The sequence below is a fragment of the Streptomyces botrytidirepellens genome, assembly GCF_003721215.1.
Lineage (GTDB): Bacteria > Actinomycetota > Actinomycetes > Streptomycetales > Streptomycetaceae > Streptomyces > Streptomyces himastatinicus.
On sequence record NZ_RIBZ01000225.1, the window covers coordinates 1 to 5588 of the forward strand.

The window sequence follows — 5588 nt, forward strand, 5'->3', positions numbered from 1 at the left end:
GGGCCGCTCGGCGGGCACGGGCAGGGACCCGCGCACCGGCGCGGCCGGGCGGCCGGGCGCGGGCTCGCGGTACCGCACGTCGACGACCGTCAGATCGCGGACGTAGTCGACCTCGACGACCCGCCAGTCCAGCGGCTCCCCGAGCCGGGCGGCGAGGTCGGCGCGGAGCGCGGCGGGGTCACGGTGCACGGTGTCGAGGGTGACGACGCTGCGCCGCGCGCCCGCCAGCAGCCGTGGGTGGTCGGCGACGTACAGGACGAGCAGCAGCAGTCCGCACAGCGCGGCGGCGGGTCCGGCGCCCAGGTGCGGCAATCCGCTGAGCAGGCCGAGGACCAGCGTCGTGAAGTAGTACGCGACCTCCTCGTGCTGAATGGAGTCGGACCGCAGCCTGATCATGGACAGCACGCCGAACAGGCCGAAGCCGAGCGCCATTCCGCCGTTGCCGCCGACCCGGGCGAGTGCCGCGACCACCGCGAACAGGGCGACGTTCAGGGCGAGATAGGCCGGTATGAGATCGCGCCGCCGATGTCGCGGGTAATAGACGGCGAAGGTGAGCACGCCCACCGCGACCAGGTCGAGGGCCAGATGCAGGCCGAGCGCGCCCCACGACTCCGTGGACTTCATCGGATTCCCTTTCCCGAACAGGACGTCCGGTGTTTCCGGAACGCCCTGTGGACGTTAGGGACAACGCGGTTAAACCCGCCCCTCGCGAGGGTTAACGTGCCCACGGCGCCCGCCGGGGATACGGCGCGGATACGGAACCGATAACCGATGGTCCGCGTCGTCCACTTCGCTCTCGGCCGCCTCTATTCTCTCCAGGGGGCTGATCAGGGGGATCAGGGAAGGGGACGTTCGTCGGCATGGAAGACCTGGGGGCGGAAGACCCGCGCTGGATCGGCGAGTACCGGCTCGCCGGACCCTCGCTGCACGCCATCGTCGCCGAGTCCGGTCCCCTGCCCGAACGGACCGTGCGCATCCTCGGCAACGGCCTCACCCCGCGGCGAACGCGTCACCCCCGCCGGCGACGTCTTCCGCCTCGGCTCGGTGCTCGCCTTCGCCGCCACCGGCCGCCAGCCCTTCGGCACCGCCGACAGCGGTGTGCACGCGGTGATGTACCGCATCGCCCAGGAGGAGCCCGACCTGACCGGGCTGCCGGACGGCCTGCGCGATCTGGTCACCGACTGCCTGCGGAAGGCCCCGGAGGAACGCCCCGCCCTGGACCGGCTGCTGGACCGCACCGCCGGTCCGGAGGACGATGCGGGCGCGGACGCCGAACCCTGGCTGCCGGGCGGCCTCGTCGCCCAACTCGGCCGCCACGCGGTGCAGCTGCTCGACGTGGAGACGCCCGCCGCGTCCCCGATACGCCCCGGATCGTCATCTCACGAGGCGCGGTCGGCACCGCGGTGGCCGAGGAGATCGGCGACAGCAAGAAGTACCACTGCGAGGGCAAGCGGACGCCGGCCTCGGTCGGGAAGAGCCTCGTGCTGAGCCCCGTCAAGGTCACGAAGGCCACACCGGAGGATCTGTGCGAGGCGGGAACCTCGCTCACTTTCACCGCGTCTGGAAAGGACGAGCTCCGGGTCGTGTATGAAGACCCGGACAGCTTCAGCGATGAGACCATGACCCAGACCTTCACCCGTCTCAACTGATCGGCCGATCGGCGTACGGGGACCATCGGCACATGGACAGGAGCCACACCGCGATGGAAAACCTCGGGGCCCAGGACCCGCGGTGGATCGGCGAGTACCAACTGCTCGGCAGGCTCGGCGAGGGCGGAATGGGCAAGGTGTACCTCGCCCGTTCTTCCCGTGGCCGCACCGTCGCCGTGAAGCTGGTGCAGGCCGAACTCGCCCGGCAACCGGATTTCCGGGGCCGCTTCAAGCGTGAGGTGGAGGCGGCGAGACGGGTGGGCGGCCAGTGGACCGCGCCCGTGCTCGACGCCGACACCGAGGCCGCCGTGCCCTGGGTGGCCACGGGGTACATCGGGGGACCGTCCCTGCACGAGGTGGTGGCCGAGGACTTCGGGGCGCTGCCCGAGCAGTCGGTGCGGGTGCTGGCGCACGGTCTGTCGCTGGCGCTGCGCGACATCCACGGCGCGGGGCTGATCCACCGCGACTTCAAGCCGTCCAACATCCTGATCACGATCGACGGCCCGCGGGTCATCGACTTCGGCATCGCCCGCGCCCTGGACGCGGTGGGCGGCGGCAACAGCAATCTGACCGTGACGGGTGCGGTCGTCGGCTCGCCGGGGTTCATGTCGCCGGAGCAGGTGCGCGGCGAGACGGTGACCACGGCGAGCGATGTGTTCTGCCTGGGGTCGGTGCTCGCGTTCGCGGCCACCGGGCGGCAGCCGTTCGGCCGGGTGGACAGCGGCATCCACGCGCTGATGTACCGAATAGCCCAGGNACAGCGGCATCCACGCGCTGATGTACCGAATAGCCCAGGAGGAGCCCGATCTGGAGGGGCTGCCCGAGGGGCTGCTGGGCCTGGTCACCGCCTGTCTGAGCAAGGACCCGGCGCAGCGTCCGTCCGTGCCGGACCTGATCGCGTACACCGAGGCGGCCGCGCCCGACCCCGCCGAGCCCTGGCTGCCGGGCGGGCTGCTGGCCCGGCTCGGCCGGGACGCGCTCCAGCTGCTGGAGGCCGAGAACCCGCATCAGCAGGCGACGGCCCTGGCACCCACCCCGCCGCAGAGCGCCTACGCGAACCCGAGCGCGGGCCCGGGCGCCGCGGTCTCCGGGCCCTCGACGCCCCACCCCCCGTCGGCGTACGGCGCGCCGAGCGCCCCCGCGGCGTACGGGTACCCGGTGGGTGGGGCCTGGCCGCCGCAGCAGGGCGGCGGGTACCAGACCCCGGCGGGCCCGCCGGACCAGGGGCGGAAGGTGCGCTCGGTGCGCGCGCTGGGGAACTCCCTGGTGGCCGTGTTCGTCGTGTGGATGCTGTTGACGATCAGCGATCTGTATCTGCGGATGTCGCAGTTCGGCGCGCTCCGCGACCTGGCCGAAGACGAGGGGAGCGCCGCCGCGGTCGACCGCAGGGCGGAGGCGGTCGCCTCGCTGGACGGCGCCCTGGGCATGTGCGTGGTGGTGCTGGTCATCCTGTGGCTGGTGTGGTTCCGGCGTACGTACGTCAACGCCACGGCCCTGTCCCCCGGCCGGTTGCGGTTCGGCAGCGGCTACGCCGTCGGGGCGTGGTTCATCCCGATCGCCCTGCTGTGGATCCCCAAGCAGATCGCGAACGACATCTGGACCGCCAGCGCTCGTCCGGGCCCCGGACGGGTGCCCCGCGCGGCGCTGCACTGGTGGTGGACGGCGTTCGTGCTGATGTGCTTCTCCGCCCCGTCCGCCGGGCTCCTGGAAGTGGCCGTCGAAGGCAGCAGGAGCCTGGACGAGCGGATCGGGGTCGCCGGTCATATCGCTGACGACGGCATCTCGCTGCTGGCCTCGGTGCTGGCGATCACCGTGGTGGTGAAGCTGACCGGGATGCAGGAGCGGCGCCGGGCGGCGCAGCGGCAGCAGCAGCAACCGCCCGTGCCCGCGGGGGTCTTCGGCCCGCCCGTGGGCTGACGCGCCTGACGCGCACGACGGCCCGCACGCGGCGCGGTGACGCCGTTCGTGCGGGCCGTACGCAGTGGGCCGTATGGAGTCGGCCGGGGGCCGGGGCCTCAGAGGAACGAGTTGATCTGGATCGTCTCGTCGCGGCCCGGGCCGACGCCGATCGCCGAGATGGGCGCGCCGGACATCTCCTCCAGCGCCTGCACGTACCGCTGCGCGTTCTTCGGCAGGTCGTCGAAGGTCTTGGCCTGGGTGATGTCCTCCGACCAGCCCGGCAGCGTCTCGTAGATCGGCTTGGCGTGGTGGAAGTCGGTCTGGCTGTACGGCAGTTCCTCGACGCGCTTCCCGTCGATCTCGTACGCCACGCACACCGGGATCCGCTCCCAGCCGGTGAGCACGTCGAGCTTGGTGAGGAAGAAGTCGGTGAGCCCGTTGACCCGGGTCGCGTAGCGCGCGATCACCGCGTCGAACCAGCCGCAGCGCCGGTCGCGGCCGGTGGTCACGCCGCGCTCGCCGCCGATGGTGCGCAGCTTCTCGCCGTCCTCGTCCAGCAGCTCGGTCGGGAAGGGGCCCGCGCCGACGCGCGTGGTGTACGCCTTCAGGATCCCGATCACCCGGCTGATCTTCGTCGGCCCGACGCCCGTACCGGTGCAGGCACCGCCCGCGGTCGGGTTGGAGGAGGTGACGAAGGGGTACGTGCCGTGGTCGACGTCGAGCAGCGTGCCCTGGCCGCCCTCGAAGAGCACGACCTGGCCCTGGTCGACGGCGTTGTTGAGGATCAGGGTGGTGTCGGTGACGTAGCCGCGGAGCTGGTCCGCGTAGCCGAGCAGCTCCTCGACCACCTGGTCCACGGCGATGGCGCGGCGGTTGTAGAGCTTGGCGAGCACCTGGTTCTTGAAGTCGAGCGCGGCCTCGACCTTCTGCCGCAGGATGGACTCGTCGAAGATGTCCTGGACCCGGATGCCGACGCGGTTGATCTTGTCGGCGTAGGACGGGCCGATGCCACGGCCGGTGGTGCCGATCTTCCGCTTCCCGAGGAAGCGTTCCGTCACCTTGTCGATCGTGGTGTGATACGGCGTGATCAGGTGGGCGTTACCGCTGATCAGCAGCTTGGACGTGTCGACGCCGCGCTCGTTCAGCCCGCTCAGCTCGGAGAGCAGGACCGCGGGGTCGACGACGACGCCGTTCCCGATGACGGGGGTACATCCGGGCGAGAGGATGCCGGACGGGAGCAGGTGCAGGGCGTACTTCTGGTCACCGACCACCACCGTGTGGCCCGCGTTGTTGCCGCCCTGGTAACGGACCACGTAGTCAACCGAGCCACCGAGCAGGTCGGTGGCCTTTCCCTTGCCCTCGTCACCCCACTGAGCACCGAGCAGCACAAGTGCGGGCACAGGCGTACACCCCTTCCGGGCGGGGCATGTCCAACGTGCGTGGTGGCGTGCGTCACCACAAGAGCCGTCGAACCGGTGCCCCGGATAGACGAAGCCCCTGGCGCAACAGCGACAGGGGCTCTTGCACCGAGAGATTACCTGAGGAAGGACCGAGGTGTCGGCTCCAGATCCCTGGCACTCTCCGCCGGACACCGTCCGGGGGCGCCGCCTGCTCATGGTCATCGACCCCAACGCCCGGCGAACGGACGGTGAGTCGGTGCGCATCGCGAAGGATGTGCTGTGTGCGGGCGCGCAAACGAAAATCTGCCTGCCGGACGGCCCGGAGGAAGTCGAGCGGGCGCTGGCCCGGCGCGGCGGCCGACGGCCGGTCGTGGTGGGCGACGACCGGGCCCTGCTGCGGGTCGTGGAGCTCCTCCACCGGCAGCGCGAGCTGGCGGACGCGGCGCTGTCGGTCGTGCCCGTGGGCGGGGCGGCCACGGTCGCCCTCGCCCATGCGCTCGGCGTGCCGACGGACGCGGTCGCGGCGGCGCGCACCGTGCTCGACGGGGCCGCCCGCCCGCGTGACCTGCTGGTGGACGAGAGCGGCGGGGTGGTCCTCGGGGGCCTGCGCATCCCCGGCGGGGACGGCGCGGGCGGTACG

The 5588-nt window shown here is 71.6% G+C and carries 4 protein-coding genes and 2 pseudogenes; 3 read left to right on the top strand and 3 right to left on the bottom strand.

What is annotated here, in order from left to right:
* Both EEJ42_RS16850 and EEJ42_RS54655 read right to left on the bottom strand, forming a co-directional pair.
* A partial coding sequence (locus EEJ42_RS16850) for a DUF4956 domain-containing protein (RefSeq protein ID WP_123100740.1) occupies positions 1 to 624 on the bottom strand: 624 nt, incomplete at its 3' end.
* 366 nt (positions 625 to 990) lie between these two features.
* Positions 991 to 1317 carry a hypothetical protein gene (locus tag EEJ42_RS54655; RefSeq protein ID WP_184503125.1) on the bottom strand — a complete coding sequence of 109 codons (327 nt, stop codon included), beginning with the start codon at positions 1315 to 1317 and terminating at the stop codon, positions 991 to 993.
* A gap of 86 nt (positions 1318 to 1403) precedes the next feature.
* Between EEJ42_RS54655 and EEJ42_RS50910 the strand changes: the two genes are divergently transcribed.
* A complete protein-coding gene (locus EEJ42_RS50910) occupies positions 1404 to 1649 on the top strand; it encodes a hypothetical protein (RefSeq protein ID WP_184503126.1) in 246 nt (81 codons plus the stop codon).
* A gap of 53 nt (positions 1650 to 1702) precedes the next feature.
* Positions 1703 to 3566, top strand: a pseudogene (locus EEJ42_RS16860) (protein kinase domain-containing protein).
* Between the two features lie 98 nt (positions 3567 to 3664).
* Here the strand turns inward: EEJ42_RS16860 and EEJ42_RS16865 are convergent.
* Positions 3665 to 4948: an adenylosuccinate synthase gene (locus tag EEJ42_RS16865; protein ID WP_123100741.1), complete on the bottom strand. Its 1284-nt coding sequence runs from the start codon at positions 4946 to 4948 to the stop codon at positions 3665 to 3667.
* A 214-nt stretch (positions 4949 to 5162) separates the two neighbouring features.
* On the opposite strand from EEJ42_RS16865, the pseudogene EEJ42_RS16870 reads away from it, so the two are divergent.
* Positions 5163 to 5588: pseudogene (locus tag EEJ42_RS16870) on the top strand (hypothetical protein); the annotation flags it as partial.